Below are 25,986 nucleotides of genomic sequence, written 5' to 3'. Positions count from 1 at the left end.
TCCCGGACGCAGTGCTCAATTACGTCTGGGGCAAATCCAATCTCTGGTGACCCATGAAAATCGGCATTCTTCTGACCGGCCTCCTGCCGCCCGAAATCTCGGTGCGGACGGGCGAATATGACGCGCTTTTCCGCGAGCTTCTGAAAGGGCGCGGCTTCACCTTCGAGACCTGGCGCGTGGTCGACGGTCAGTTCCCGCCGGGACCGGATGCGGCAGATGGCTGGCTGATCACCGGATCGAAGCATGGCGTCTATGAGGATCATCCCTGGCTGCCACCGCTGGAGGAGCTGATCCGCGCGATCTACGCGGACGGCCGACCGCTGGTTGGAGTGTGTTTCGGCCACCAGATCATCGCCCAGGCCCTCGGCGGACGGGTGGAAAAGTTCGAGGGCGGCTGGTCCGTCGGCGCCACCGATTACACCTTCCCGGAAGGACAGATGAAGTTCCACGCCTGGCACCAGGACCAGGTGATCGCCGCACCCGCCGACGCCCGGGTCGTGGCAGGCAATGACTTCTGCGCCAATGCGGCGCTGCTTTACGGCAAGCGGGCCTATTCGGTGCAGGGTCACCCGGAATTCGACGATGCCTTCATCAACGACCTGATCGAGAAGCGCGGCCCCGGCGTGGTGCCCGACGACAAGCTTGCCTCCGCCCGCGCGCGGATGGGCGCATCTTTGAACAGGGCCGACATTGCCGACCAATTCACCCGCTTTTTCCGCGGCGAGGAGATATTCGCATGAGCGACGACTGGACCACGGCGCTGCCGAAGGCCGCGCAGGATTACCTCGAGAACCGTCGCCTCGACGAGGTGGAGTGCATCATCTCCGACATCCCCGGCATCGCGCGCGGCAAGGCCGTGCCCGCGTCGAAATTCGCCAAGCAGAAGACCTTTCACCTGCCCGACTCGATCTTCTTCCAGACGATCACCGGCGATTGGGGGGAGGCTGCAGACGAGGACGAGGGCTTCATCGAGCGCGACATGATCCTGAAGCCCGACATGGGCACCGCGACCGCAGCACCCTGGACCGCGGACTGGACGCTGCAGGTCATCCACGACGCTTATGACCGCAAGGACCGTCCGATCCCGTTTGCGCCGCGCAATATCCTGAGGCGGGTCGTGGACCTCTATCGGGCCGAGGGCTGGCAGCCCGTCGTGGCGCCGGAGATGGAGTTCTACCTCGTCGCGCGCAACGTGGATCCCGCGCAGGATATCAAGCCGATGATCGGCCGCTCGGGCCGTCCCGCAGCCGCGCGCCAGGCCTATTCCATGACCGCCGTGGACGAGTTCGGCCCTGTCATCGACGACATCTACGATTTCGCCGAAGCCCAGGGCTTCGAGATCGACGGCATCACGCAAGAAGGCGGCGCGGGCCAGCTCGAAATCAATCTGCGGCACGGCGATCCCGTGAAGCTCGCCGACGAGGTGTTCTACTTCAAACGCCTCATACGCGAGGCCGCGCTGCGCCACGACTGTTTCGCCACCTTCATGGCCAAGCCCATCGCCGACGAGCCGGGCTCCGCCATGCATATCCACCATTCGGTGAACGATATCGAGACGGGCAAGTCCATCTTCTCGGGTCCGCAGGGCGGCGAGACGGACGCGTTCTTCCACTTCATCGGGGGCATGCAGACCCACCTGCCCGCCGCGACCGCGATCATGGCGCCCTATGTCAACTCATACCGCCGCTACGTGCGTGACCATGCGGCGCCCATCAACCTCGAATGGGGCCGCGACAACCGTACCACAGGCATCCGCATTCCCCTTTCGGGACCGGAGGCGCGGCGCGTGGAAAACCGGCTCGCGGGCATGGATTGCAACCCCTATCTCGGGATCGCGGCTTCGCTCGCCTGTGGCTATCTCGGCATGAAGGAAGAGCGCTGGCCGTCGAAACAATACAAGGGCGATGCCTATGACGGCGACGGCGACCTGCCGCGCGTTCTGGGTCAGGCGCTGGAATTGTTCGAAGCCTCCACCGCGCTGCACGATGTCCTCGGCCATGAGTTTGCGCGGGTCTACGGCATCGTGAAACGCACCGAATACGAAGAGTTTCTGCAAGTCATCTCGCCTTGGGAGCGGGAGCATCTGCTGCTGAACGTCTAAGCGCGCCTTCGCCAGACGGCGCGTTAGATGGGCAGGCTGGGGGGCTGTCTGCCCCCGTCGCCATTGTCTCTCGGACCAATGGCGCGACAATGCCGACCCCCGAGAGGTATTTTTGGTCCGAACGTGAACAAGAGGCGCTTCATTGGATCTGCTCTACGCTAACGACAAGACGGGGCGCTATCCCGACAGCTGGTATGCCTCCACGGTGAATCTGCCCGATGCAGCGCCGCCCTTGCGGGGTGAGACGCACGCGGATGTCTGTGTTGTGGGCGGCGGGTATACCGGCCTCTCCGCGGCGTTGCACTTGGCTGAGGCAGGGATGGATGTCGTCCTGCTGGAGGCGCATCGCGCGGGCTTCGGCGCCTCGGGGCGCAATGGCGGGCAGCTCGGGTCGGGGCAGCGGGTTGACCAGATGTCGCTCGAGGCGCTCGTTGGGCGCGAGGACGCGCGGCGCTGTTGGGCGCTTGGCGAGGAGGCCAAGGCGCTGGTCAAGGACCTGATCGCGCGGCACGGGATCGACTGCTACCTGCGTCCGGGCGTGGCCGAGGCCGCCTCCTCCGAAAAGGGCGTGCGCGAGCTGGCGCATTACGCGGCGCATATGGCCGAGCATTACGATTATCCGCATATCGAGACCTTTGCAGCAGAGGATTGGCACGCGCTCTGCCCCTCGCCCGCCTATCGCGGCGGCATACTCGACCACGACGCGGCGCATCTGCATCCGCTGCGTTTTGCCCTGGGACTGGCGGAGGTCTGCCGCCATGCGGGGGTGCGGATCTTCGAGACGAGCCGCGTCCATCATGTGGAGGATCGCACCCCCGCGCTCGTGCAGACCGATAGCGGCCGCGTCACGGCGGATCACGTCGTCCTGGCGGCCAACGGCTATCTCGGCGGGCTTTCGGGCGATGTGGCGCAGCGGGTCATGCCGATCAACAATTTCATCGTCGCGACAGAACCCCTGGGCGCGGATGCGGCGAAGGTGCTTGGCCGCGACGTGGCCGTGGCCGATGACCGCTTCGTGGTGAATTATTTCCGGCTGTCCCACGACCAGCGCCTCCTGTTCGGCGGCGGCGAAAGCTACGGCTACCGCTTCCCGGCTGATATCCGCGCCGTCGTCTCGAAGCCCATGCTGCAGGTCTTTCCGCATCTGAAGGACGTAAGGCTCACCCATGCCTGGGGCGGCACGCTCGCCATCACCATGAAGCGGCTGCCCTACCTCGCCCGGCCGGGCAAACGCATCCTGTCGGCCTCTGGCTATTCGGGGCACGGCGTCGGCACGGCCACCCATGCGGGCCGCCTCATGGCGCAGGCGATCCAGGGCGAGACGCAGGGCTTCGATGCCATGGCGGCGCTGCCCACCCCGCGGTTTCCCGGACGGGGCGCGCTGCGCACGCCGCTCCTTGCGCTGGCCATGAGCTGGTACGCCCTGCGCGACAGGATTGGCCTCTAGCCACACTGGTCAGGATGTCGCGCCATTAGGACTTGCGACACGGCGACGCCGCGTTAACACTCTCGCCCGAGTGAGGCAGGAGAGATTGATGACGCGCATCCCTGACATGCACGATGCAGAGCCTATTCCCGACGCCGCCCGCGCGGAGGTCGAGCGGCTCTTCGCAAGTGGCGATCTGTTCCGCTACCACACGGCCGAGGACAATCCGGTCACGCTGCTTGAAGACGAATTCGCGGCCTTCCTCGGGAGCCGCTTCGCGCTGGCGGTCTCCAGCTGTTCCGCCGCGCTGTTCCTGTCGCTGAAAGCGCTCGACCTGCCGCGTGACGCGCGCGTTCTGCTGCCGGGCTTCACCTTTGCAGCGGTGCCCTCTGCCGTCATGCATGCCGATTGCATCCCCGTCCTCTGCGAGGTCGGCGCAAATTACCGGATCGACCTGTCGGATTTCGAGGCGAAGATCAGCGGCGTCGATGCGGTCATCATCAGCCATATGCGCGGGCATACCTCGGATATGGACGCGATCCTGCGCATTGCCGACGCACATAGCGTCCCAGTGATCGAGGACGCGGCCCACAGCCTCGGCACGAAATGGGGCGGTCGGAATATCGGCACGCTGGGGGCGATCGGCTGTTTCAGCTTTCAAAGCTACAAGCTCGTGAATGCGGGCGAAGGCGGCATCCTTGTGACCGACGATCCGGACCTCGTGGCCCGCGCGGTCATCATGTCGGGCGCCTATGAGAGCAACTGGAAGAAGCACAGCGTCCTGCACGATGCGGTCGCGCGCTGGCAGAACAAGCTGCCGCTCTACAACATGCGGCTGTCGAACCTGTCGGCGGCGATCATACGCGCCCAATTGCCCGAGATCCCGCGCCGCGTGCGCGACGGGCGGCGCAACCACGATTATGTCGCGGGCATTCTGCGCCAATCCGCGTGGTTTCACGTACCGAACGCCTTGGCGCCCGAAGAACGCGCGCCCGATTCCCTGCAATTCAACCTGTGCGGAATGTCGGATGAGGATGTGACTGCCTTCGTCGCAGCAGCCGCCGATATGGGGGTGAAGGTGCAGGTCTTCGGGCTGAGCCAGAACAACGCGCGGGCCTTCTGGAACTGGGAATTCCTGTCGGAGCGGGTGGAATTGCCCAAGACACGGGCGATGCTGATGCGGGCCTGCGATACCCGCCTGCCCGCCCGGCTGAGCCTTGAGGAATGCGCGCTGGTCGCCCAGATCCTCGCCGAGGCGGCGGACAGCGTGATGGGGCCGGCCCGGACCTACGGGACCTGAGCCGACACCCGAAAACGGATCAATTGCCGAGTTTCGAGAGCTTCTTCTGAAGCTCGGCAAATTCCTTCTTCAGCGCGTCGAGCTCTTCCTTGCTTTGCGCGGCTTCGTTCTTTGCCTCCGCGACCTCATCCTTGGCCGTCGGCTGTTCGCCTGCCGCGCCGCCGGTCATGGCCTTGAGGAAGGCCTCCTGCTGGGCCTGCATCGCCTCGAAGCCCGGCATTTTCGACATGGGGTTCATTGCGCTCATGTTCTCGACCCATTTCGACTGGCTGTCGCGGAACATCTCGAAACTCTGGGACAGGAATTGCGGCACCATGGAGGTCGCCTGGCTGGTATAGCTGCGCACCAGGTCATTGAGCACGTTCACGGGCAGAACGGATTCCCCGCGGCTTTCATGCTCGGCAATGATCTGCAGAAGGTACTGCCGTGTGAGGTCGTCGCCGGATTTCAGATCCACGATCTGCACCTCTCGCCCGTCACGGATGAACCCCGCGATATCCTCAAGCGTGACGTAATCGCTGGTCTCGGTGTTGTAGAGCCTGCGCGATGCATAACGCTTGATGAGCAGTGGTTTATCGTTCTTGGACAAGTGAGACCTCCCGGTTTGTCGGCTATCCCGGACTCTACGCTGCAGCCCAGCAAATGAGCAAGTCTTGTCGTGCCCGGCCAGAAAGCCAGGGCGCGCGCGCCGGGGGCCGTCCCAAAGAAAAAGAGCGGACCCGAAGGCCCGCTCTAGTGATTGCGCTCCTAAAGGGAGGAGAACGGAGCGCTATCTTTTAATCGTACCGGTCGCGATTACTTCGCGGCTGCGGTGGTCGCCTTCTTGGCGTTGGCGGTCATGTCCTCGGTTGCCTTCTTGACGGCAGCCGATGCGTCTTCCGACATGTCCTTGCCTGCGGCCATCATCAGCTCGACCGTGTCCATCTGGACCTTCTTCGCGATCTCGGCGAATGCGGCCATGTGCTCGGCGCTGACTTCTGCCTGAGCGGATGCGAAATCGGTCATCGCCTTGGCGTAGTCTGCGGGCTCTGCCTTTGCTTTGGTCAGGTCGCCCATCTTGGCGAGCGTGTCACGGGTCCACTTGGCGGACAGCTCGGACGACTTCTCGGCTGCTTCCAGAGCAACGTTCGAGAGCTTCTCGTTCAGGGTCGCCTGGGTCTTGAACGCGCCTTCGAAGGCTTTCGTGTCGACCGGGAATGCACCCATCATGTCTTTCATCATCGCGGTAAAGTCTTGTTGCTTAGCCATCTCTAAATCCTTTCGCTGCTTGTCTTCGGCAGGCCCACCCTGCCGTTTCCGTTGAGCGTGACCTGAATATGCATGCTGCACTGCGGCATTTCAAGGATTTTTGCTGCGCTGCAGCGAAAAATTTCCCGGACTTCGATAACCCCATGACGTGAAACGAAAGTTTCTCTGCTCGTCATGAGCGCCAATGCCTCGAAAGCCTTGCCGCAACGTAACATAACGGCCCGAACCATGCAAAAATGCGCCGTTCAAAGCCCCTCAAGGCGCCTTCGGACCTTGTGCAGGCCCATGGCGCCTATCGGCCATGGCAGGGATACGCTCCGCGGATCTTCTATGGTTCGACCTCGCGCGCTTTTGCCATCACGTAGGTTCCCGGCGCAGGCCCGAGAGAGGGATGCTGTTCATCCCCCGGCGTGCGGGCCGCGACCCATTTGCCCGAGCGCTTGGAGATCCATTTCTCCCAGACCGGCCACCAGGAGCCACTGTGATGCTCGGCCTTGGATTTCCAATTCTCGAACGTGCCATCGAACTCGTCATTGATGTAATGCCCGTACTTGTCGCGCGAAGGCGGGTTCACGATCCCCGCGATATGACCCGACTCGGACAGGATGAAGGTCCGCTCCTTCGATCCCATCAGGCTCACGCCGCGATAGCAGTCGGAGGCCGCCGCGATGTGGTCGGTCTCGCAGGCGATGGAGATCAACGGTACATCCACGTCCTTGATCGACAAGGTCTCGCCCAACAGCTCGATCCCCTCCTCGGCAAAGGCATTCGACTGGCACAAACCTCTCAGATACTGCACCGCCATGCGCGCAGGCAGGTTGGAGCCGTCCCCGTTCCAATAGAGAAGATCAAAGGCGGGCGGCGTCTCCCCCATCATGTAATTCTGGATCGCCGGCCGGTAGATCAGGTCGTTCGAGCGCAGGAACGAGAAGGTCCGCGCCATGATGAAGGACCGCAGCACACCCGTTCTTTCAACTTCGTCCTCGATCCCGTCGATGAAATCGTCCTGCAGGAAGGGCGTGAACTCCCCCTGATCGGAGAAATCGGTGAGCGTGGTGAAGAAGGTCGCCGACTTGATCGAGTTGTCGCCGCGTTTCTTCAAAAGCGCCAGCGTCAGCGACAGCGTGGTGCCCGCAATGCAATAGCCGATGGCGTTCACGCGCTTCTGCTTGGTGATCGCCTTCACTTCCTCGATCGCTGTCAGGAAGCCTTCTTCGATGTAAGTATCAAGGCCGACGTCACTATAATCGTGATCGGGATTGATCCAGCTGACCACGAACAGGGTATAGCCCTGCTCCACGACCCAGCGGATGAAGCTGTTACTCTCGCGCAGATCGAGGATGTAGAACTTGTTGATCCAGGGAGGGAACAGGATGATCGGCGTTTCCTTCACCTTTTCCGTGCTCGGCGAATACTGGATGATTTCCATCAACCGATTGCGGTAGACCACTTCGCCATCCGCCGTTGCGATGTTCTCGCCGATCTTGAACGCCTCTTCATCGGCCAGTTTGACGACCAGTTCGCCGTTATTCGCCTCCAGATCCGAGATCAGGTTCTCAAGCCCTTTCACGAGGCTCTCGCCCTCGGTCTCGATGGCCTTTTGCAGAACATCGGGGTTTGTGGAGATGAAGTTTGTCGGCGCCATCATGTCGACGATCTGACGCGCGAAATAGGTCAGGCGCCGCTTTTCCTTGGGATCCATGTCCTCGATATCGGCGACCGCCTGCTCAAGCGTGCGGGAATTGATCAGGTATTGCTGCTTGATGAAGTTGAAATAAGGATGCGTGTCCCACAGGGGATTCGCGAAGCGCTTGTCGCGCGGTCCCGGATCGTCTGGCGCCTTGAGCTGCCCCGTGGCCAGCGCCTGCTGCGCCTCCACGAGGTGCTTCATCGTATCCTGCCAATAGGCAAACTGATGCTCGATCACCCGCGCGGGGTTCTGCATCCAGGTTTGCCAATAGCCCTGAACGGCTTGGGTATAGACTTCGTGATCCGGTGCCTGAAGCGATGTATCCAGCGGCTTTCGGTTGGTCATCGCCGAGATCAGACGCTGCGACAATTCCTCGACACGCGAAAGGTTCTCCTGAAACTTCTCAAGATTCTTCTCTTGGTCCAAGGTCTCTGTTGTCATCGGGCCGGTTCCTCCCTACCTTTGCTGCTACGCAGAAATTTTGTCGCCAGGGCGTGCGGCAGACCGGAATGCTTCCGTCCCTCGCGCCCGAGCGAAAGGAGACCACCTATGCGCTACATGGCCACCTATGACTTCATGGAGACCGTGCGTAACACCAATCAGTGGCTCGGTGCCACCGCTCGCACGATGGCATCCTATCCCGGTCTCGCCTTGCTGCCCCATCCCGGCATCCGCTGGATGGAAGCCTGGGGCACGGTGACCGAGCGCACGTTCGAGCGGATGGTCGCCAAACCCGACTGGGGGATCGACAGCTTCACCTGCGACGACGGCAAGGACCACATCGTCACCCCGAAGACCGTGGTCAGCAAGCCCTTCGGCGATCTGATCCACTTCGAGGTTGCCGGCCGAAAGACACAGCCGCGCCGCATCCTTCTGGTCGCACCGATGTCGGGCCATTACGCGACGCTCCTCCGCTCCACGGTGAAATCCCTCATCACCAATTGCGAAGTCTATGTGACCGATTGGCACAACGCGAGGGATATCCCGGTTTCCGCAGGCAAATTCGACGTCGAGGATTACACCCTCTATCTCGTCGACTTCATGCGCGAGCTTGGCCCCGACACGCATGTCATCGCGGTTTGCCAGCCCGCGCCGCTGACGCTGGCCGCCACCGCCTACCTCGCGGAGGAGGACCCCGACGCGCAGCCGCGCACCCTGACCCTGATCGGCGGACCGATCGACCCCGAGGCCGCGCCGACCGAGGTCACCGATTTCGGGGCCCGCGTCACCATGGGCCAGCTCGAGGAATCGATGTGTCAGCGCGTGGGCTTCCGCTATGCGGGCGTCGGCCGCAGGGTCTATCCCGGCCTGTTGCAGCTGTCGTCCTTCATCGCGATGAATTCCGACACCCATGCCCGCGCCTTCCGCGACCAGATCATGGCCGTGGCGCGCGGAGAGGCGTCCGATCACGACAAGCACAACAAGTTCTACGACGAATACCTCGCCGTGATGGACATGCCCGCGGAATTCTACCTCTCCACGGTGGATCGCATCTTCAAGCGCTGCGAGATCGCCAACAACGACTTCACGGTGCAGGGCAAGCATGTCGATATCGGCAAGATCACCAATGTCGCCGTCAAGACCGTCGAAGGCACGAATGACGACATTTCCGCGCCCGGCCAGTGCATTGCCGCGCTCGATCTTCTGACCGGCCTGCCCGACAGCATGAAGGCCAGCCACCTCGAGCCCGGCGCCGGCCATTACGGCATCTTCGCGGGCCGCTCCTGGCGCAACAACATTCGCCCGCTGGTGCTGGATTTCATCGACGCCAATTCCGGCGCCCGCCAGAAAGCCTCCGCCAAGGCCGCCGCGAAGAAGGCACCGCCGCGCGATACGACCGCCGCGGCCTGATCCGCGCGTAAGGTACATCGATTTAGATGACGCCCGGGCCAACGCCCGGGCGTTTTTTCATCGGGCCTTCGCGTAGACCATGTCGATCATGGCCTGCGTGCCGCGGGAGAATTCCAGCGGACAGGGATAGGCCGCCCCCTCCAGCACCGACCGATTGAACGCCTCGTTCTGCAAAACGTAGTGATTGGCCGCCGGGAATCGCTCCTGCCGCCGCACCCCACCGCCCAGTTCCAGCTCGATCACCGCCTCGCCGAAGACCTGCGCATTGAACGGCGTTTGCAGCGTCATCACGCCGGTCTCGCCATGGAAGGTCACGCGCTGATAGGGCGCCATCCGGGTCGAGACGTAGCCCGAATAGTGAAAAGTCGGGAATCGCGCCGTGACATGCGCGCGGGTATCGACCTCGTGCGCCCAGTCGATATCCGAGGACAAGATGACCTCCGGCTCCTCGCCCGTCACGAATCGCGCCCCGCCGAAGATATAGACACCGATATCGGGCAGCGCGCCGCCGCCCATCTCCGACTGGTTGCGGATGTTGTGCGTATCATCGTTGAAGAAGGAAAATTGTGCGGTGACCTCCTGCAATGGCCCGATGGCGCCCTCCTTCAGAAGCGCCTTTGCCCGCTGCCATTGCGGGTGGTGCACGATCATGTAGGCCTCCGCGGCCAGAAGCCCGGTCGTGTCGCGCTTGGCGATCACGGCATCGAAATCCTCCGCGCGCAGCGCGAGCGGTTTTTCACAGAACACGTGCTTGCCTGCATCGAGCGCCTTAAACGTCCAATCCACATGCAACGCGTTCGGTAGCGGAATATAGACCGCGTCGATCTCGGGATCGGCCAGAAGGGCGTCATAGCTGTCATGTACGCGCAGGCCCGGCGCAAACGCGGCGAAGGGCGCCGCCTTTTCTGCCGATGAGGTCGCCAGAGCCGCCAGCTCGCCGCCGCGCGCGGCATGAAGCGCGGGCCCCATATGTTCGCGCGCGAATTTCGCGGCCCCCAGAATACCCCATCGGACATGACGGCTCATAGCGATCTCCTTCACAATTCGCGGCCAACCTGCGGGGAGTTGCCCGGCTTGGCAATCGCGAACAGCCCTTTGACATAGGACAATGCCACCGGCGCGCAGCCCTCATAGCGTGTTCCTGATCTCGATCCTGCGCGCTTGCGCGCAGCCTTCCCAAAGACAAGGAGACCCAAAATGTTCAATCATATCATGGCCCCCGTCGATCTGGCGCATACCGATCAATTGAAGCGCGCCCTTGAGGTGACCGCCGATCAGGCCAAGCATCACGGCGCCAAGGTCACCTTTGTCTCGGCCACGTCGACCCAACCCAGCGCCCTTGCCCACAGCCCCGAGGAGTTCCGCGGAAAGCTGGCCAATTTTGCGGAAAGCCAAGGGCGTCAGAATGATTACGAGGCCGCGTCGCATGCACTTGTGTTGCACGATCAGGCCGTCGATCTGGATCATGCGCTGCTCAAGGCCGTGGACGAACTCGGGGCCGATCTGGTGATCATGGCGTCGCACAAGCCCAGCATCGCGAATTATTTCTGGTCGTCCAACGGGGGCGCGATCGCAGGGCATTCGGGCGCATCGGTGATGATCGTCCGCGAGCCCTGAGATGCGTAGCCGCGACACGAAAAAGCCGCCGGGACGTCCGGCGGCTTTCCACTTCTGTAGGCGAAGGCCGCGTCAGGCGTTGGACAGTAGCCCTTGCTCCTTCGCCAATTCCGTCATCCGTTTCTGCAGCTTCTCGAAAGCGCGGACCTCGATCTGCCGGATCCGTTCGCGGCTGACATCGTATTCGCCGCTCAGATCCTCCAAGGTCATCGGCTTTTCTGCCAGACGACGCTTCACGAGGATGTCCTTTTCCCGGTCGTTCAGCACATCCATTGCTTCGGTCAGAAGTGCGCGGCGCGTATCCAGCTCGTCCTTGGCCTCGTAGTCGCTGGCCTGGTCGGCGTCCTCGTCCTCCAGCCAGTCCTGCCACTGCATCGCGCCGTCGTCTTCCTGACCGACCTGAGCATTGAGGGACGCATCCCCCCCCGACATGCGCCGGTTCATCGAGATGACCTCGTCCTCGGTCACGCCGAGATCGGTCGCGATCCGCTGCACGTGCTCGGGCCGCAGATCGCCGTCTTCAAGCGCGCCGATCCGGCTTTTCGCCTTGCGCAGGTTGAAGAACAGCTTTTTCTGGGCCGACGTGGTGCCAAGCTTCACAAGGCTCCAGGACCGCAGGATGTATTCCTGGATGGCGGCGCGGATCCACCACATCGCGTAGGTGGCAAGGCGGAAGCCCTTTTCCGGATCGAAGCGCTTCACGGCCTGCATCAGGCCCACATTCGCCTCGGAGATGACCTCGGCCTGCGGCAGGCCGTAGCCGCGATAGCCCATGGCGATCTTGGCGGCGAGACGCAGATGCGACGTGACCATCTTGTGCGCGGCCTCGGTATCCTCATCCTCGACCCAGCGCTTGGCCAGCATGTATTCCTCTTCCGGCTCCAGGAGCGGGAATTTCCGGATTTCCTGCAGGTACCGGCTCAGCCCCGCTTCGGGTGATGGCGCCGGAAGGTTTCCATAATTACTCATTCCCATCCCTCCAATGTTTACCGACTTAACATCCCATATGGGAGGCAGTCTTGGGGGTTTCAAGCGTATAGACGTCCAAGTCTTGTCATCACCTTAACGCATCCGCTTCGGCTACGGGTCCCTGTTTCACCCGTCTCAAGCGCATGTGCTTCGTGTTTCAGCGCACAGACAGAGCCTTGAGCAGCGCATCCATGTCCCCGGGCAAGGGCGCCTCGAAGGACAGGTGTTCGCCACTGACCGGGTGATCGAAGCCCAGCGTCGCGGCATGGAGCGCCTGACGCGGAAAAGTCTTCACGGCGGCCAGTGCGGCCTCCGACACGGCTTTCGGACTGATCTTGCGGCGTCCGCCATAGACCGGATCGCCCACAAGGCCGAATCCTGCATGCGCCATATGCACGCGAATCTGGTGCGTGCGCCCGGTTTCGAGCCTGCATTCCAACAATCCGAGCGACGGCGGGCTGCCGAAGTGTTCCAAAAGATGCGCGCGGGTGATCGCGTGCCGCCCCTGCCCGTCGAAATAGACCGCCTGACGCTGACGGTCGGTCTTGTGGCGCGCAAGACCGGTGGTGATCTTCATCACGGCACCCGGCTCGAACGAGACGCCGCGCACGCCGCGCAGACGCGGATCGCCCGTATCGGGCACGCCGTAACACAGCGCGAGGTAGCGCCGCTCGACACTATGGGCCTCGAATTGCCGGGCCAGGCCGTGATGCGCCCGGTCGGACTTGGCCACGACCAGAAGCCCGCTCGTATCCTTGTCGATCCGGTGCACGATGCCCGGCCGCTTTTCGCCGCCGATGCCCGACAGATCGTCCCCGAAATGATGCAGGAGCGCGTTGACGAGCGTGCCCCCCGGCGTGCCGGGTGCGGGGTGCACAACCATGCCTGCGGGTTTGTGCACGACGATCAGGTCCGGATCCTCGAACAGGATGTCGAGCGGGATGGCCTCGGGCCGGATATCGACCTCTGCGGCTTCGGCCACGTCGATCTCGACCTCGGCGCCCTCGGCGATCTTGGCCTTGGGATCGGATGCGACGCTTCCGTTGATGCGCACAGCGCCCTCGCCCAGAAGGGCGGCGAGCCGGGTCCGCGACAATGCGGCGCTCTCTGGCACATCGCGCGCCAAGGCCTTATCAAGCCGCGAAGGCGGGTTCGGCCCGATCGCAAAACGATAGGTGGTGACGCGCATGGATGGCCCCTCTCAACCCGATCCGGTGCCGGGCGGCGATATCCGGTTTCTCAAGATATTGGTCACGACACTGACCGCGACGATGATCGCGGGCCTTCTAGTCATCATTGCGCTCTTTGTCATCCGCTTCCGCGAACCGGCCCCCATGGCCCTGCCCGACGCGCTGGACTTGCCCGCAGGCGCCACGGCACTGTCCGTCACGGCGATGACCGACCGGATCATCGTGGTCACCGATCAGGATACGGTTCTCGTCTTCGCGCCGGACGGGACCTTGCGCCAAAGCGCGATTCTGACGCCCGCGGAGTGACGCTTGGGACAAATCGAACAGGTTGCGCGCCGCGACCTTGCGAAAGGCTGTTTAAAGGCAGTCCCGGCAGGCCTCAGACAGCCGGAAACCCCGCGAGCAGCCACAGACCGATCAGGATGAACAGCGCAAGAAACATCGTCTGCGCCACAAGGAACACCGCCGCCGATGTGCCCACGTTCAGGATGTCCTTGGGCAAGGTCTTCATGCCCACCGATCCGATCGCCATCAGCAACAGCCAGCGCGACGCCTCGGACGCAACCGTGATCACGAAGCCAGGCAGCAGCCCGAACGATCCCAGCGTCGCAAGCGCAATGAAGCCCAGCACGAACCCGGGCACCAGCGGCGGCCGCGTCCCGCCTGTCTCCTCCGCGCCGATGACGGACCGGATCACGAGCGTCGCCACGAGTACGACCGGCGCCAGCATGAGAACCCGCAGGAGTTTCACCAGGGTGGCGACGTCCCCCGTTTCCTGACTGACCGAGAAGCCCGCACCCACGACCTGCGCCACATCATGCACCGTCGCCCCGATGAAGATGCCCGTGGTCTTGGTGTCGAGACCGAGGCTTTCGGCGAGGATCGGGTAGAGGATCATCGCCACGGTCGACAGCAGCGTGACCCCGACCACCGTGAAGATCAGCCGTTCCTCCGACCGCTCGTCGCGGGGCAGGATGGCCGCGATGGCCATGGCCGCCGATGCGCCGCAGATCGCAACAGCGCCTGCAGACAGAAAGGCAAAGCGGTGACGAAAGCCGAAAAGCGGCGCGGTCAGCATCCCGAAGGAAATGGTCACGACGGTCCCGGCCATCACCAACAGGATGATCTCCCAGCCGAGGACGTTCAGCATCTCGGCGCTGATGCGCACGCCCAGAAGCACCACGCCCAGCCGCAGAACCTCGCGGGAGCCGAAATCGATGCCCGGGCGGCTTTTGGCTTCGGAGCCCAGGAAATTCAGCGCCACACCGAACAGGAGGGCCAGAAGCATCGCGGGTGCGCCGTAATGCTCGGCCACGAACTGGCTGGCGAGCGCGATGATAGCCGCGACCAAGAGGCCTGGGAAGACCACGCGCGCCTTGGCGCGCAGTCCGGCTTCCCCGCCGATCTCCGCCGTGATGTCGTCAGGTTCCGTCATACCGCGCTACCATCCACCGAACCCGCACGGATAGGAGCGGCGGCACCGGGAAGCGATATGATCTCAGCAAGGTCTGTCATCTGCGTGACTGCGGGAGACACAGAAGTCGCCCGCCTCCGATCTTATGCGCGGCGACAGCGCTTCATCATCGAGCGTTCCCGCGGATCCAGCACCTGCGCCGCAATATTCCGGCCATTCACGCTCTGACAAATCATCTCAATGCGGGAAACGCCAGCCTATCGATGGTCAACGCTCCGAATGACACGCCGCTTGCGACGCACATGACATGGCGCGACTCGCCCCGCGTTGCGCTTGTCTCGCAGGACCGACCGGCTGCGCCCATCGTCCAGGATGCCGCGACCGTCTTGGAATATCGGGAAAATGGTACCGCCTCCCCGGCTCGAACGGGGGACCTCTAGATCCACAATCTAGCGCTCTAACCTACTGAGCTAAGGCGGCACTGGCGCGGGAAATATCGCCCCATCCCCGGCATTGCAAGCCCCGATTGGCCGCTCAAAGAGGCCTTTCCCAATGCTGCTCCACAAGCGGCTGGCCGAAACTCACGACATCCTTCGACCCCAGCAACGACCAGCCCGAGCGCGCATAAAGCGCACATGCCGCCCGGTGGCTTTCATGGGTCCAGAGCGTCATCCTGCGATAGCCGCAATCGCGCGCGTAATCGGTGCAGGCCTCCAGAAGCTGCCGCCCGATACCTCGGCCACGCGCCTCGGGCACCAGCAGGAACAAGCGCAGTTTCGCGGTCTCGGCATCGTGGCGCACGCAGAAGATCGATCCCAGCCGCCTGCCCTCGCCATCCACGGCAATGAAGCCGCGTTCGAAGTCCGCGTCGTGTTCGGCCACGAAATCCGTGAGGATCTGCCGCACCAGCGCGCCGAAGCTGTCATCGAACCCTTCCGCCTGCGCGTAGAGCGTGCCGTGACAGTCGCATACCCATTCGAGATCGGCGCTCGTGAAAGCGCGCAACGTGATAACCATGCCCCAAGGATGGCGCGCCACCGCCTTGATTTTCAATCCCTCTCCTCGTAACTCCCGGCGGATCACCGGGGCATCCGAGGCGCCGACGCAAGGACGAGGACCGCAGCATGGGTATCAACGACGAACGCGACATCGAGGCCAATCTTCAGATCGGCCCCACCGATCAGGGGATGGTGCGCCTGTTCGTGACCGCCGACGGGTTGGAAATTCCGATGGATTTCTCGCCCGACGAGGCCGAGGACATCGCAGAGGAAATCCGCGCCGCCGTGCAGGCCGCGCAGAAACTCAGTTCCAAGACAAAGCGCTGAGCCCCGCATCGGGATCGCGCGCCGCCTGCAGCCTCAAGGCAGCGTGGCGCGCGTATTTGCGGATCAGGACGTTGCGCCGTGCCCCTGCAAGCTTGTGCTCGGGCGCCATGCGCACGATTTCCGCATCATAGGCATCCGCGATGATGAGGCCGGTCTCCTCGGGTAGGAGGTCCGTCGGGAAATCCTGATCGACCGCCCAGAAATAGCGGTCGCACCAGTCGAGATATCCCTGCCACTTGCCGTCCGACATGAAATCGGCGCGCGAGGATTTGCATTCGACGACCCAGATTTCGCCCTTCGCGCCCAGCGCCATGACATCGACCCGGCGCCCCCGCTCCGGCACGAATTCCTCGATGCAGGAAAAGCCATGCGCATGGGTCAGATGGCGCGACACGCCGCGCGCCAGAAGCTGGCCGGGCATCAGGTTGGGCAAATCGACGAGACTCATGCCCGCAATTTACGAACAATTCGTGAACATGCCAAGGGTCACTTTTTCGGCAAGCCCTTCCGGTGGGCGCGCGCACCCTATACCTTCGCGCCGTTGCCCCAGCGCGAAGGACCTCCCCAATGGCCAACGAGACCCAGCAAGAGACGGCCCGGCCCGTCACCTCGGATCAGCGGGGGATCACCCATGCGCGCGAGTTGCAGGGCCATGTGCACTGGCTTGAAAGCTTCTCGGGCAGTGCGCTCGGTGTGCTGGCCGTGGCGTCCGGCATCTACACCTATCTCGGCGTGTCCTCGCTTCTCGACGACAATGGCGCGATGTCCGTCTTTGCCGCGATCGCCTATTCGGTCGCCGTGTCCGTCGGCATCTTCGTCTTCTGGTCGTATCTTCTGCGGCTGTTCCCGGTCATGCGCTCGGCACGCTCCCGCGCGGGTCTTCTGGGCGCAATGGGGCTCGGCTCGCTCGCCATCGTGGCGATGTCGTCGTGGCTGAATGCCGCGGCGCTCGCCGGTTCCGCCGCGGTGGAGCAGCACCTCGCCAAGACCGTGCAGGATTACCAGTCGAGCCTGGAGCGCGCGCATGAGATCGCGCTCTCGGCGCAATCGCTCGAACGCGACGTGGCCCGCGTGCGCCAAAGCTTCGAGGATTTGTCGGAGCAGGAGGCGCAGGGCACGCTGTCGGGCCTTGCGGGCCGCGGCGCCGTGTTCCGCGTTCTCCGCCAGAAAGCTGCCGAGTTGCAGGCTCTGGAGACCCAGATCGCCGAGCAGACCCCGCGCGTCGAGCAGGCCTTCGCCGAGGGCAACGGCATCCTGAGCCGGATGCGCGCCCTGACGGTGGAGCCGGGCCCCGTCGAGGCGCGCTCGGTCGAATTCTCGGAGGCCGCGGTGAACCTGCAGGGCCTCATCACGCAGCTCCGGCAATTGTCCGTGGCCACGCTGGTAGAGCGCGCCGCACAGGATCTCGCCGCCTCCGTCGTGCTGCCAGAACTCGACGGCCGGACCGAGCAAAGCCGTGGCGATCAGGCGGCCACGATCACATCCGTCCTCGAAGTGCTTGCCAGCCGGGCCGAAACGCTGGAACGCGCGGCACAAAGCGTCATCGCTCTCACGCCTGCCTCCGAGGTCACGTATACGCCCATCTCCTCCGCCGATGCGGTCATCCTCTATGCGCGCAATTTCGTGCCCTCCTGGGCGGGCGCCATCGCCATCGACCTTCTGCCCGCGGTGCTGGTCCTGATCCTCGCCGTCACGCAGGGCGCGATCCGCGACGGGCGCGAAGGCGCGGATTTGGCCGATACGATGACACTGGCGGAGCTGCGCGCGGCAATGGCCGCCTTCCGCGCGGTCGAGGCGGATGCGGATGCTGCAACCTCCCATGAGGCCGCAGCCCTGCCGCAGGAGGCCGAGGACAACCGCCCCGTCTCCCCCATCCGGCGGGGGGCCTCGTGAGCGGCATCAACATCTCCCGCGCGCTCAAGGGCGTGCTGGCCTTCCAGCTTGTGATCGGCGGTGCGCTCGTCGCGGGCGACATGGCCGACGGGGGCTTTCGGCTGCCGAGCTTCGGCCCCGGCGCGCCTGCCCTGACGGAACCCGTGCGCCCAGGCGATCAGCGGCGCACCTTCGATCCGGACCGCGTCACGCCCGACCTCAACCCGGTGCGCGATCCGGGCGCCCTGCCCGAGCGGCTTACCCTGACCGAGGTCGAAGGCGCGGAATGGCGACTCGAAGGAGGCATTGCCCCGGGCGATGCCGAACGCATCGCCGAACGGCTTTCCGAGGTGCAACCGGCGCCGGAGACGCTCGTGCTGCAATCGCCCGGAGGTTCGGTGGCCGATGCGCTTCGCCTTGGGCGGCATCTGCGCAACCAGGGCATCGGGACGAAGATGCTGTCGGGCGAATATTGCTACTCCGCCTGCCCCTATCTTTTTGCAGGTGGCACGACGCGGCAGCTCGAAGAGGGCGCGTCGCTGGGCGTGCACCAGCATTATTTCGGCAAATCCACGATCCTGCCCGCCTTTGTCGCGGTCGAGGATATCCAGCGCGGGCAAGGCGAGGTCATGACCTATCTCGACGAGATGGGCATCGACCCGCTGGTCATGCAACACGCCCTCGGCACGCCGCCCGATGAGATCTACGTGCTGCTTCCTGAAGAAATCCGGCGCTACGGCTTCGAGACGGAGTAAGCGCGGATGCTACGGGCCATAGATCATATCGTGCTGACCACCCGCGATGCGGAGGCCTGCATCGCCTTCTACACGACGCTGGGCTGCAGGCTTGAGCAGTTCGGCGACGGCCGCCGCGCGCTGCATTTCGGGAGCCAGAAGATCAATATCCATATTGCAGGTCAGGAAATCGTGCCCCATGCCGCGACGCCCGCGCCCGGTGCGCTCGACCTCTGCTTTCTTGCCGACAGCCCGCTCAACGACGTCATGGCGCGCTTGAAGCAAGCCGGGCTCACCTGGTTCGAAGGGCCTGTTCCGCGCACGGGCGCCACGGGACCGATCCGGTCGATCTATCTGCGCGACCCCGATGGCAACCTCATCGAGATCTCCGAACCTGCGACATAACGGAATTTCCGCGCGCGCCCCTTGTCGCGGAGCCGTCAGCGGCTTAGCTCGGGGTCAGGCGGGTACTGCCCTTCTCGTGAACGGTTGCATTCCGGTGGCCTTAAGCAATTCCGAGGGAGCTGGCTCTGTTCAGGCCCTGGTCTGATTACCTGGCGCCCACCTGTATATACAGGTCCTCGGGAATGAGATAACCCCACGGTTGTGGTGGTCCCGCCGCCTAGAAAAAGCCCCGTGCGCAGCGATGCGGACGGGGCTTTTTGATGTCTGGTCGGATCGCTGGCTCAGAGGTGACGGCGGCGCGAGGACGCCTCCACCGGCACATGCACCGGGATACGCTGACCGCCCTGCGGATCATCGTCATCGTCGTCGCGATCCTTGTCCTCATGCATCAGGAACAGCGCGATTCCGGTCTGGGCGCCGCCGAAAATGGTCCCGAGGAAGAACCACAACAGACCTGCGGCCAAGACGCCTTCGACGTTCCGCGTCATCAGATGGCCAAGGCCCATGACGTTCTGCCAGATCAGCGCTGCGACGAAGACCGCCGAGATCGCAAAACCGATAAGAGCGTGGCGAATGAAGAATTTGACGAGGCTGGGCATGACGCCCTCCTTCCAAAACGCGGTGGGTTTCATGAGGAAGATAGCGCGAAGCCGCCGCCCGGCAAAGCCGTCTTGGCCGGGATCCGCCTAGAACGCGTCTGGCTTGGCCTCGCGGGCGATGTGATCGAGCACGGCATTGACGAATTTCGGCTCTTTGCCCTCGGGGTAGAAATCGCGCGCGATCTCCACGTATTCGACGATCACGATCTTGGGCGGCACGTCCGAGGCCACCAGTTCGGAGCCCGCGGCGCGAAAGAGTGCTCTCAGCGTGGGATCGATCCGCGTGATCGGCCATTTCGCCACAAGCGCGCGGTCGGTCATCTGGTCGATCCGCGCCTGCCAGTTCACCGCATCGTCGAGGATCTTGCGAAAGAGATCGACATCGCCGTCGATCATCTCCTCGCCCTCTTCAATCTCGGCGCCGAAGCGGAAATTCAGGAATTCCTGACGGACCCGGTCCGCGGAATGCTCCGAGTGTTCCATCTGGAACAGGGCCTGCACGGCATAGAGCCGGGCGGCCGAGCGGGCCATCTTGCGGGCCTGCCGCGCGTCGCGTTTCGGGTCTGAGCTTTGTTCGGGTGCGGTCATGCTTTGGGCGTGCCCTTGGTGTCGCCTGCAACTTGGTATTCGTCGCGCTGGGGCACGAAGCCCACGCCCTTGCGCGAAGCGCCCCACTTACGAGCGAGGCCCAGAAGATGCAAGGCCGCCGCGGCAGCCCCCCCGCCCTTGTTCTGCCCCTCGGCGTCGGCCCGCGCATCCGCCTGCGCCTTGTTCTCGACGGTCAGGATGCCGTTGCCGATGCACAGCCCCTGCAGGCCCAGAAGCGTGATCCCGCGCGAGCTGTCGTTGCACACGGTCTCGTAATGCGTGGTCTCGCCCCGGATGACACAACCGAGCGCCACATAGGCGTCGAAGTTGGACATGCGTTCGGCCATGCCGATCGCGGTCGGCACTTCCAGCGCGCCCGGCACCTCGATCAGGTCGTGCTCCGCCCCCCAGGCTTCGATCTCGGCGCGCGCGCCTGCGATCAACTGGTCGGCCACGTCCCGGTAATAGGGCGCCACGACGATCAGCACCTTGGTGGGCTTGTCGACCTGTCCGCGCGGGATGGTGTAATGCGTCTCGTTCATGGCCATCAGCCCAGCTCCGATATCTTGCGGGTGCCGACGATCTCGAGCCCGTAGGCATCAAGGCCCACGACCTTGGGCGTCGGCGAATTGGTCAGAAGGATCAGTTTCGACAGACCGAGCGAGGACAGGATCTGTGCGCCAAGCCCGTATTGCCGCAACGTGGAGGGGCTCACATCCTGCGTATTGCCCATCTTCATCGAGGTGTCGCGCAACAGGATCACCGCGCCGCGCCCCTCTTCGGCGACGATGCGCATCGCATCGCGAAATTCGTCCGCGCGCTTCGCGGGGCCCGTGCCCACCACGTCGAGCATCGGATCGAGCGCGTGCATCCGCACGAGAACCGGCGCGTCCGTGGTGATGTCGCCTTTGACCAGCGCGATGTGCTCATCGCCATGGGTGCTGTCCGAGAAGACCCGCATCTGCCACTCACCGCCGAATTCCGAGGTGACGCTCTGCTCCTTCTCCATCCGCACGAGGTTATCGTTACGCCGCCGGTAGGCGATCAGGTCGGAGATGGTGCCGATCTTGATGTTGTGGCGCTGGCCGAAAGCCACGAGCTCGGGCAGACGCGACATGGTGCCGTCTTCATTCATGATCTCGCAGATCACGCCCGATGGGTTCAGCCCCGCCAGCCGCGAGATATCGACCGCGGCCTCGGTATGGCCTGCCCGCACCAATACGCCGCCATCCTTCGCGCGTAGCGGAAAGACGTGACCCGGCGTCGCGATATCCTGCGGCCCCTTGGCGCTGTCGATGGCCACTGCCACTGTGCGCGCACGGTCGGCGGCCGAGATGCCCGTGGTCACGCCTTCGCGCGCCTCGATCGAGATGGTGAAGGCCGTCTCGTGGCGCGAGGAATTGTTCGACGACATCAGCTCAAGGCCCAGCTCCTCGATCCGGTCGCGCGTCAGCGACAGGCAGATCAGGCCGCGCCCATGGGTCGCCATGAAGTTGATCGCATCGGGCGTCGCCATCTGCGCCGGGATCACAAGATCGCCTTCATTCTCGCGATCTTCGTGATCGACAAGGATGAACATCCGGCCATTGCGCGCCTCCTCGATGATCTCCTCCACGGACGAGATCGCGTCGCGCCAGTTTTCTTCGACGGGGCCTGGGGCTTCGTAATCGGTCATCGGGTCTCCTGATCTGGCGCGCCATAGGGCGTGACGGGCGCATCGCGCAGATAGAGCAGATATGCCGCGAAGGCCAGTGCATCCGCACCGCGCGGGCCACATGCATGCCGCGCCGTAGTGCCGCGCTGGGACGGGGTCTCCGCTGTGGATTTCGGACTTATCCACAGCCCCCATCTTGGGCGCTGCCGCAAGCCATCCACAACTTATTGTCGGTCACCCGAAAATATCGCTTTACAGGGGGGCGTCGGCGCAGGCACCATATCTCGTAGGAGTTGGCGAGAACCTTCGCCCTTCTAGAGCAGGCACCAAGCGCTAGGGGGCGCTGCCAGCCCCCTCCGCTACAACACATGAGGTGGCCCATGGCAGTGTCCGAGACGTTTATGTCCGAAGAACTTCATCCGATCGACATCGTCGAACATCTGGCCGAGCATCACGACTGGGATTTCGACCGGATCGGTGAAGACCAGATTGCCATGGCCGTCGAGGGACAATGGCGCACCTATTCCGTCACGTTGGCCTGGTCCGGCTACGACGAGACGTTGCGCCTGATCTGCACGTTCGAGATGGAGCCGCCGGAGGATCGGGTGCCTGCGCTTTACGAAGGGCTCAATCGCGCCAACGATCAATGCTGGGCCGGCAGCTTCTCCTATTGGGGCGATCAGAAGCTGATGGTCTACAAGTACGGTCTGGTGCTGTCGGGCGGCCAGGTGGCCGTGCCCGAGCAGATCGACACGATGATCGGCGCCGCAGTCATGGCGTCCGAACGGCTCTATCCGGCCTTTCAGCTGATGGTCTGGGGCAACCAAACACCCGCCGAGGCGATGCAGATCGCCATCTCCGAGGCGTACGGCACGGCCTGACCGGGCGTCTCTCCCCGCCCGGTTCGACCGCCAGCGCGGCCGCGACGTTCACCGCGGCCGCGTTTCTTGCGGGATGCGGCCCGGGCACGCTCAGGAGCCGCCCGCAAGCTCCGGCCAATTGGCATCGGCGCGCGTGATATTGCCCGGCACGTCGCGTTCCCACCTTTTCTGGATGCGCTGCGAATAGTTGAGATAGAGCTTGCCATCCTCGATGCGCCACGCCTCGGGCACGGTCGCCGCCGTGTACCCTTCGGCAACCGCCCAGGCACAATACCCGCCATATTGCGGCGCATAGGCTTCGGGATCGGCGGCGAAGGCGTCACGGTTCTCAACGCCGGCAAAGCGCCAGGTCGCCCCGCGCCAGTCATGGGTGATATCCGCTGCGCCCGCCACCGGGCGGCCTTCGGTGAAATAGGCCACCGGATCGGTGCCATCGATGGCGATGCCGCCTTCCGTATAGACGCTCTGAGCGTCCTGCGCCCAACCCGTGCTTGCCAGCGTGCCGGCAAGGGCCGCGAGGGGCAGCGCGGCCCCGATGGTCAGAATGTGCCTGCGGTTCATCTGCATGTCGTCTCCTCCGTTGAATGATGCGGGAAACATGGCGACGCGATAGCGCGCCCACCAGAGACCTGCCGCAAACCTGACCGTCTTGTGAGACGCTGTCACAATCGGCCGTTCGGCGTCCCGCGCCGCTCGCCGAGGAACCGCTTGCACCCCTCGGACCGGCCCGCCATCGTGCGGAGCGTTGAACCAGAGACGGACCCAAGGAGCAGAGCCATGAAAGACACCCAAATCGCGCAACGCGGCCTTGTCCTTCTGGGCTGCGGCAAGATGGGCTCCGCGATGCTGGAGGGCTGGCTCAATCGCGGCCTGCCGCCCGGCAGCGTCACCGTGCAGGACCCCGCGCCGTCGGACTGGCTGCAGGGCACGGGCGTTCACCTGAACACCGACCTGCCCGACAGCCCCGCCATCGTCCTGGTCGCGGTAAAGCCGCAGATGATGAACGACGCGCTTCCGGGCCTTCAGGCGCTCGGCAACGGCACGACCATGTTCCTGTCGGTGGCCGCGGGCGTGCCCATCGCGAAATACGAGGCGCTGATGGGCGCAGAGACCCCGATCATCCGCGCCATGCCCAACACGCCCGCCGCCGTCGGAAAGGGCATCACCGCGATCATCGGCAATGCCAGAACGACCGAGGATCACTATGCCCAGGCGGACTTGCTGCTCTCGGCCGTGGGCGAGGTCGTGACACTCGAGGACGAGGCGCAGATGGATGCGGTCACCGGCGTGTCGGGCTCCGGCCCGGCCTATGTCTTTCACATGATCGAATGCCTGGCGGCCGCCGGCGAGGCCGAGGGTCTGGCCCCCGATCTCGCCTTGTCATTGGCCCGCGCGACCGTGGCAGGCGCCGGTGCCTTGGCGCAGGAAACCGGCACCGATCCCGGCACATTGCGCAAGAATGTCACGTCTCCCAATGGCACCACGCAGGCCGGGCTCGACGTCCTGATGGACGCGGAGGCAGGCCTGCCGCCCCTGATGCGCGCGACCGTCAAGGCCGCCGCCGCCCGCTCGCGCGAGTTGGGGCAATGAGCGACCCCATCACCTTCGACGACTTCCTGCGCGTCGACATCCGCGCAGGCACCATCACCCGCGCGGAGCCCTTCCCGGAGGCGCGCAAACCCGCGCTCAAGCTCTGGATCGATTTCGGCCCCGAGATCGGCGAGAAGAAGACCTCCGCCCAGATCACCGATCACTATACCCCCGATGCGCTGACGGGTCGGCAGGTCATGGCGGTCGTCAATTTCCCGCCCCGCCAGATCGGGCCGTTCATGTCGGAAGTGCTGACGCTGGGCTGTTCCGACCCGGCGGGGGGCATCGTCCTGCTCAGCCCCGATCATCCGGTGCCCAACGGCGCAAGGATGCATTAACGCGGCGTCCCGCTTGCGGGGCTGACCCCAAGTCAATAAGTCCAGCGCCACGCAAATGGAGGCCAGCATGTACCAACCTGCGATCACCGGCACCGGGGTTTTCACCCCCGACGAGGTCGTCACCAATGACGATCTGGTCGCCGCCTTCAACGCCCATGCAGACCGCTTCAATGCCGCCCATGCCGAAGCGATCGCGACGGGCGAGATCGCGGCCAAGCCGCATTCCTCCTCGGAATTCATCTTCAATGCGTCCGGCATCGAACAGCGCTATGTGATCGACCGCGAAGGCGTGCTCGATCCCGACCGGATGTTCCCACGTCTGCGCGAACGCAGCGATGACGAGCTGTCCCTGATGGCCGAGATCGGCCTCGATGCGGCGCGCACGGCGCTTGAACAGGCCCAATGCGACGGTGCCGATGTGGATCTCGTGATCTGCGCGGCCTCGAATCACGAACGCGCCTATCCCGCCATCGCCATCGAGATCCAGCAGGCGCTCGGCGCGGGCGGTTTTGCCTTCGACATGAACGTCGCCTGCTCCTCGGCCACCTTCGGCATCCAGGCCGCCGCCGACATGATCCGCTCGGGCTCGGTGCGCCGCGCTCTGGTGATCTCGCCCGAGGTCACCTCGGGTCACCTCGAATGGCGCGATCGCGACTGCCACTTCATTTTCGGCGACGTGGCCACCGCTGTTCTGCTGGAGCGCGCCGAAGACGCCAAGGGCGCGCATTTCATCGTGCACTCCACCCGCTGCGCCACCGAGTTCTCGAACAATATCCGCAACAACAACGGCTTCCTGCGCCGCACCCGCGACGCGATGGAGGATCGCCGCGACATGCAGTTCATGCAGAACGGCCGGAAGGTCTTCAAGGAAGTGCTGCCCATGGTCTCCGCGCATATCGCGGAGCACATGCAGGATGCGGGCTGGCAATCAGACGAGCTGAAGCGGGTCTGGCTGCACCAGGCCAACAAGACCATGAACGATTTCATCGGCAAGAAGGTGATGGGCCGCACGCCCGCACCCGACGAGCAGCCGAATATCCTGCAGGACTACGCCAATACCTCCTCCGCAGGCTCGATCATCGCCTTTGCCAAGCATTCCGGCGATCTCGCCCCCGGCGCGCGCGGCGTGATCTGCTCTTTCGGGGCGGGCTATTCGGTGGGCTCGGTCCTCGTCGAACGGGCGTAACGCCCCGA

29 protein-coding genes and 1 tRNA gene are annotated in these 25,986 nt (G+C 64.0%); 15 read left to right on the top strand and 15 right to left on the bottom strand.

Annotation, left to right across the window (positions count from 1 at the left end; genetic code table 11):
* Nucleotides 1-53: 53 nt before the first annotated feature.
* The 4 genes from FIV09_RS03920 (at nucleotide 54) to FIV09_RS03905 (ending at nucleotide 4,827) form a co-directional block, all read left to right on the top strand.
* Nucleotides 54-740 carry a type 1 glutamine amidotransferase gene (locus tag FIV09_RS03920; RefSeq protein WP_152448768.1) on the top strand — a complete coding sequence of 229 codons (687 nt, stop codon included), beginning with the start codon at nucleotides 54-56 and terminating at the stop codon, nucleotides 738-740.
* Complete coding sequence (locus tag FIV09_RS03915; RefSeq protein WP_152448767.1) at nucleotides 737-2,101, top strand: glutamine synthetase family protein; 1,365 nt, start codon at nucleotides 737-739, stop codon at nucleotides 2,099-2,101. The genes FIV09_RS03920 and FIV09_RS03915 overlap by 4 nt, the downstream gene beginning before the upstream one ends.
* Before the next feature lie 142 nt (nucleotides 2,102-2,243).
* Nucleotides 2,244-3,548 (top strand): FAD-binding oxidoreductase, encoded by a 1,305-nt coding sequence (locus FIV09_RS03910; protein WP_152448766.1) that lies wholly within the window; start codon nucleotides 2,244-2,246, stop codon nucleotides 3,546-3,548.
* 88 nt (nucleotides 3,549-3,636) lie between these two features.
* Entirely contained in the window at nucleotides 3,637-4,827 is a 1,191-nt protein-coding gene (locus FIV09_RS03905) for a DegT/DnrJ/EryC1/StrS aminotransferase family protein (RefSeq protein WP_152448765.1), read from the top strand.
* A 19-nt stretch (nucleotides 4,828-4,846) separates the two neighbouring features.
* Here FIV09_RS03905 and phaR read toward each other — a convergent pair whose 3' ends face one another.
* From phaR to FIV09_RS03890, 3 genes are all read right to left on the bottom strand, one after another.
* On the bottom strand, nucleotides 4,847-5,416 hold the full coding sequence (phaR, locus tag FIV09_RS03900) for a polyhydroxyalkanoate synthesis repressor PhaR (protein ID WP_152448764.1): 570 nt from the start codon (nucleotides 5,414-5,416) through the stop codon (nucleotides 4,847-4,849).
* A 206-nt stretch (nucleotides 5,417-5,622) separates the two neighbouring features.
* On the bottom strand, nucleotides 5,623-6,075 hold the full coding sequence (locus tag FIV09_RS03895; RefSeq protein WP_152448763.1) for a phasin family protein: 453 nt from the start codon (nucleotides 6,073-6,075) through the stop codon (nucleotides 5,623-5,625).
* Nucleotides 6,076-6,403: 328 nt separating this feature from the next.
* Nucleotides 6,404-8,206 (bottom strand): alpha/beta hydrolase, encoded by a 1,803-nt coding sequence (locus FIV09_RS03890; RefSeq protein WP_152448762.1) that lies wholly within the window; start codon nucleotides 8,204-8,206, stop codon nucleotides 6,404-6,406.
* A gap of 108 nt (nucleotides 8,207-8,314) precedes the next feature.
* Here FIV09_RS03890 and phaZ point away from each other — a divergent pair, with 108 nt between their 5' ends.
* The gene (phaZ, locus tag FIV09_RS03885) at nucleotides 8,315-9,616 is read left to right on the top strand and encodes a polyhydroxyalkanoate depolymerase (RefSeq protein WP_152448761.1); all 1,302 of its coding nucleotides are present in this window, start codon (nucleotides 8,315-8,317) and stop codon (nucleotides 9,614-9,616) included.
* 57 nt (nucleotides 9,617-9,673) lie between these two features.
* On the opposite strand, the gene FIV09_RS03880 is transcribed toward phaZ, so the two are convergent.
* Nucleotides 9,674-10,642, bottom strand: coding sequence for a Gfo/Idh/MocA family protein (locus FIV09_RS03880; protein ID WP_152448760.1), 969 nt, complete (start codon nucleotides 10,640-10,642; stop codon nucleotides 9,674-9,676).
* 171 nt (nucleotides 10,643-10,813) lie between these two features.
* Between FIV09_RS03880 and FIV09_RS03875 the strand changes: the two genes are divergently transcribed.
* Complete coding sequence (locus FIV09_RS03875; protein ID WP_152448759.1) at nucleotides 10,814-11,233, top strand: universal stress protein; 420 nt, start codon at nucleotides 10,814-10,816, stop codon at nucleotides 11,231-11,233.
* Nucleotides 11,234-11,305: 72 nt separating this feature from the next.
* Here FIV09_RS03875 and rpoH read toward each other — a convergent pair whose 3' ends face one another.
* Nucleotides 11,306-12,202 carry an RNA polymerase sigma factor RpoH gene (gene rpoH / locus FIV09_RS03870; RefSeq protein WP_152448758.1) on the bottom strand — a complete coding sequence of 299 codons (897 nt, stop codon included), beginning with the start codon at nucleotides 12,200-12,202 and terminating at the stop codon, nucleotides 11,306-11,308.
* Between the two features lie 157 nt (nucleotides 12,203-12,359).
* Complete coding sequence (locus FIV09_RS03865) at nucleotides 12,360-13,391, bottom strand: RluA family pseudouridine synthase (RefSeq protein ID WP_152448757.1); 1,032 nt, start codon at nucleotides 13,389-13,391, stop codon at nucleotides 12,360-12,362.
* Between FIV09_RS03865 and FIV09_RS03860 the strand changes: the two genes are divergently transcribed.
* Nucleotides 13,390-13,698, top strand: coding sequence for a DUF6476 family protein (locus tag FIV09_RS03860; RefSeq protein WP_152448756.1), 309 nt, complete (start codon nucleotides 13,390-13,392; stop codon nucleotides 13,696-13,698). The genes FIV09_RS03865 and FIV09_RS03860 overlap by 2 nt on opposite strands.
* A 73-nt stretch (nucleotides 13,699-13,771) precedes the next feature.
* Here FIV09_RS03860 and FIV09_RS03855 read toward each other — a convergent pair whose 3' ends face one another.
* The 3 genes from FIV09_RS03855 to FIV09_RS03845 form a co-directional block, all read right to left on the bottom strand.
* Nucleotides 13,772-14,827, bottom strand: coding sequence for a YeiH family protein (locus tag FIV09_RS03855; RefSeq protein WP_152448755.1), 1,056 nt, complete (start codon nucleotides 14,825-14,827; stop codon nucleotides 13,772-13,774).
* Nucleotides 14,828-15,209: 382 nt separating this feature from the next.
* A tRNA-His gene (locus tag FIV09_RS03850) sits at nucleotides 15,210-15,286 on the bottom strand.
* Nucleotides 15,287-15,340: 54 nt separating this feature from the next.
* A complete protein-coding gene (locus tag FIV09_RS03845; RefSeq protein WP_152448754.1) occupies nucleotides 15,341-15,823 on the bottom strand; it encodes a GNAT family N-acetyltransferase in 483 nt (160 codons plus the stop codon).
* A 107-nt stretch (nucleotides 15,824-15,930) separates the two neighbouring features.
* Here FIV09_RS03845 and FIV09_RS03840 point away from each other — a divergent pair, with 107 nt between their 5' ends.
* Entirely contained in the window at nucleotides 15,931-16,131 is a 201-nt protein-coding gene (locus tag FIV09_RS03840) for a DUF6324 family protein (RefSeq protein WP_152448753.1), read from the top strand.
* Here the strand turns inward: FIV09_RS03840 and FIV09_RS03835 are convergent.
* Nucleotides 16,109-16,579, bottom strand: coding sequence for an MmcB family DNA repair protein (locus FIV09_RS03835; RefSeq protein WP_172975618.1), 471 nt, complete (start codon nucleotides 16,577-16,579; stop codon nucleotides 16,109-16,111). The genes FIV09_RS03840 and FIV09_RS03835 overlap by 23 nt on opposite strands.
* Nucleotides 16,580-16,698: 119 nt before the next feature.
* Here FIV09_RS03835 and FIV09_RS03830 point away from each other — a divergent pair, with 119 nt between their 5' ends.
* Genes FIV09_RS03830 through FIV09_RS03820 form a run of 3 tightly spaced genes read left to right on the top strand, consistent with a single transcriptional unit; the run spans nucleotide 16,699 to nucleotide 19,142 of the window.
* Entirely contained in the window at nucleotides 16,699-18,024 is a 1,326-nt protein-coding gene (locus tag FIV09_RS03830; RefSeq protein ID WP_152448752.1) for a hypothetical protein, read from the top strand.
* Nucleotides 18,021-18,758 carry a hypothetical protein gene (locus tag FIV09_RS03825; RefSeq protein ID WP_152448751.1) on the top strand — a complete coding sequence of 246 codons (738 nt, stop codon included), beginning with the start codon at nucleotides 18,021-18,023 and terminating at the stop codon, nucleotides 18,756-18,758. Before FIV09_RS03830 ends, FIV09_RS03825 begins: the two co-directional genes overlap by 4 nt.
* A 6-nt stretch (nucleotides 18,759-18,764) precedes the next feature.
* Nucleotides 18,765-19,142, top strand: a complete 378-nt coding sequence (locus tag FIV09_RS03820; RefSeq protein ID WP_152448750.1) for a VOC family protein — start codon at nucleotides 18,765-18,767, stop codon at nucleotides 19,140-19,142.
* Nucleotides 19,143-19,423: 281 nt separating this feature from the next.
* Here the strand turns inward: FIV09_RS03820 and FIV09_RS03815 are convergent, their stop codons facing one another.
* The 4 genes from FIV09_RS03815 to ribB form a co-directional block, all read right to left on the bottom strand.
* Nucleotides 19,424-19,741, bottom strand: a complete 318-nt coding sequence (locus tag FIV09_RS03815) for a hypothetical protein (RefSeq protein WP_152448749.1) — start codon at nucleotides 19,739-19,741, stop codon at nucleotides 19,424-19,426.
* 87 nt (nucleotides 19,742-19,828) lie between these two features.
* Nucleotides 19,829-20,272, bottom strand: coding sequence for a transcription antitermination factor NusB (gene nusB, locus FIV09_RS03810; protein WP_371417767.1), 444 nt, complete (start codon nucleotides 20,270-20,272; stop codon nucleotides 19,829-19,831).
* Between the two features lie 53 nt (nucleotides 20,273-20,325).
* Nucleotides 20,326-20,877, bottom strand: coding sequence for a 6,7-dimethyl-8-ribityllumazine synthase (locus FIV09_RS03805; RefSeq protein ID WP_152448747.1), 552 nt, complete (start codon nucleotides 20,875-20,877; stop codon nucleotides 20,326-20,328).
* A complete protein-coding gene (ribB, locus tag FIV09_RS03800; protein WP_152448746.1) occupies nucleotides 20,877-22,004 on the bottom strand; it encodes a 3,4-dihydroxy-2-butanone-4-phosphate synthase in 1,128 nt (375 codons plus the stop codon). Before ribB ends, FIV09_RS03805 begins: the two co-directional genes overlap by 1 nt.
* Nucleotides 22,005-22,363: 359 nt before the next feature.
* On the opposite strand from ribB, the gene FIV09_RS03795 reads away from it, so the two are divergent.
* Nucleotides 22,364-22,864 (top strand): YbjN domain-containing protein, encoded by a 501-nt coding sequence (locus FIV09_RS03795; protein WP_152448745.1) that lies wholly within the window; start codon nucleotides 22,364-22,366, stop codon nucleotides 22,862-22,864.
* Nucleotides 22,865-22,954: 90 nt separating this feature from the next.
* Here the strand turns inward: FIV09_RS03795 and FIV09_RS03790 are convergent, their stop codons facing one another.
* Entirely contained in the window at nucleotides 22,955-23,431 is a 477-nt protein-coding gene (locus FIV09_RS03790; protein WP_152448744.1) for a YHS domain-containing (seleno)protein, read from the bottom strand.
* A gap of 210 nt (nucleotides 23,432-23,641) precedes the next feature.
* Between FIV09_RS03790 and proC the strand changes: the two genes are divergently transcribed.
* The 3 genes from proC to FIV09_RS03775 all read left to right on the top strand — a co-directional run bounded on the left by proC (nucleotide 23,642) and on the right by FIV09_RS03775 (nucleotide 25,978).
* On the top strand, nucleotides 23,642-24,454 hold the full coding sequence (gene proC, locus FIV09_RS03785; protein ID WP_152448743.1) for a pyrroline-5-carboxylate reductase: 813 nt from the start codon (nucleotides 23,642-23,644) through the stop codon (nucleotides 24,452-24,454).
* A complete protein-coding gene (locus tag FIV09_RS03780) occupies nucleotides 24,451-24,792 on the top strand; it encodes a tRNA-binding protein (protein ID WP_152448742.1) in 342 nt (113 codons plus the stop codon). Before proC ends, FIV09_RS03780 begins: the two co-directional genes overlap by 4 nt.
* Before the next feature lie 67 nt (nucleotides 24,793-24,859).
* Nucleotides 24,860-25,978, top strand: coding sequence for a beta-ketoacyl-ACP synthase III (locus FIV09_RS03775; protein ID WP_152448741.1), 1,119 nt, complete (start codon nucleotides 24,860-24,862; stop codon nucleotides 25,976-25,978).
* The last annotated feature ends 8 nt before the right edge of the window (nucleotides 25,979-25,986 follow it).

It is taken from the genome of Roseivivax sp. THAF197b (genome assembly GCF_009363255.1).
In the GTDB taxonomy this organism is placed as follows: domain Bacteria; phylum Pseudomonadota; class Alphaproteobacteria; order Rhodobacterales; family Rhodobacteraceae; genus Roseivivax.
The sequence above is the reverse complement of the archived record's forward strand: the minus strand, read 5'-3'. Positions and strand labels throughout refer to the sequence as shown.